This is a genomic window from Paraburkholderia sp. CNPSo 3274 (genome assembly GCF_024206475.1).
Taxonomy (GTDB): Bacteria; Pseudomonadota; Gammaproteobacteria; order Burkholderiales; family Burkholderiaceae; genus Paraburkholderia.
This window is the reverse complement of sequence record NZ_JAMBPR010000207.1, coordinates 1-1432: the sequence shown is the minus strand read 5'-3', so window position 1 is coordinate 1432 and position 1432 is coordinate 1. Positions and strand designations below refer to the sequence as shown.

Here is a 1432-nt window from a genome sequence, read left to right as displayed (position 1 = left end):
GAGCTAAAGTCGAATCTGGTGTACGGGGGAGTTGAGGCGGGAAGTTGAAGGCGGTGGAGGTTTCAACTGAGAATCTGATTGTCGAAGTCGGAAACCAGCAAAAAATCAAACCATCCACCATGAGCAAGGATACGGAAAAAGCAGTCGTCGGTCTATCGGGAGTCGGGCTTGGTCTGGACGAATTGGTTCGTCACGGGGCGCGGCAAGTGATTCAGCAAGCGATCGAAGCGGAGCTGGCAGAGCTGATGGAGCGGTTCGCGAACGTCAAGACTTTGCAAGGGCAACGCGCCGTCGTGCGCAACGGCTACTTGCCCGAGCGCGAGGTGTTGACGGCCGCCGGCCCGATTGCGGTGAAGGTGCCGAAGGTACGCGATCGATCGGGATCGGGCGTGAAGTTCAATTCGACGATCGTGCCGCCATACGTGAGGAAGTCGCCTCGCGTGAGCGCAGCGCTGCCCTGGCTGTATCTGAAGGGCATCTCGACGGGCGACATGGGCGAAGCGTTGAGCGTGCTGCTGGGCGATGACGCCAAGGGCCTGTCGGCCAACGTGGTGAGCCGGCTGAAGGCGCAATGGGCCGACGAGCATGTGGCTTGGAGCCGTCGCGACATGTCCGGGTCGCACTACGTCTATTGGTGGGTCGACGGCATTCACACGGGGCTGCGCAGCGAGAACTCCGACGGACAATGCTTGCTGGTCATCATCGGCGTGAAACCGGACGGGAGCAAAGAGCGCGTGGCGATCGGCGATGGTTATCGCGAGACGAAAGCGTCGTGGCTGGAGCTGCTGCTCGGCCTGAAAAAGCGCGGTCTGAAGGCGGGCCCACGGCTGGCTGTCGGCGACGGCGCAATGGGCTTCTGGGCGGCGCTGGAAGAGGTGTTTCCGACCACGCGTGGCCAGCGCTGTTGGTTTCATAAAATGGGAAACGTCATGAACGCGCTGCCCAAGTCGCAACAGGCTCGAGCGAAGGCCGACATGCAATCGATCTGGATGGCCGCGACACGCGCCGACGCGCACGCTGCGTTCGATCGTTTCGTGTCGATCTATGCGGCCAAATATCCGAAGGCGACCGAGACGTTGAAGAAGGACCGAGACAGCTTGCTGGCCTTCTACGAGTTTCCTGCCGAACACTGGCAGCACTTGCGCACGACCAACGCGATTGAATCGACGTTCGCCACGGTGCGCCACCGTACGACGCGCACGCGCAACTGCGTATCGCGACCAACCTTCCTCGGGCTCGCATTCAAGCTGATCGAGGAAGCCGAGAAAACCTGGCGCCGTATCAACGGCCCGGAAAAGATCAAGCTGTTGCTCGCGGGCGTTGCCTTCAAGGACGGCGAACCGGTGCAAGACGATCGGCCGGTTCAGCAGAAACTCGCCGCTTGAAATCGGTCGTCACGATGCTGCCCATACACCAGACTTGACGTTAGCTC

The 1432-nt window shown here is 60.9% G+C and carries 1 protein-coding gene; it reads left to right on the top strand.

What is annotated here, in order from left to right; translation table 11 throughout:
* Nucleotides 1–119 precede the first annotated feature (119 nt).
* Nucleotides 120–1385, top strand: coding sequence for an IS256 family transposase (locus tag M3I54_RS44205; RefSeq protein ID WP_254346699.1), 1266 nt, complete (start codon nucleotides 120–122; stop codon nucleotides 1383–1385).
* The last annotated feature ends 47 nt before the right edge of the window (nucleotides 1386–1432 follow it).

What these genes read in the sequence shown, in the direction of transcription:
- M3I54_RS44205 (WP_254346699.1), top strand. Translation starts at nt 120, where the DNA reads ATGAGCAAGGATACGGAAAAAGCAGTCGTCGGTCTATCGGGAGTCGGG.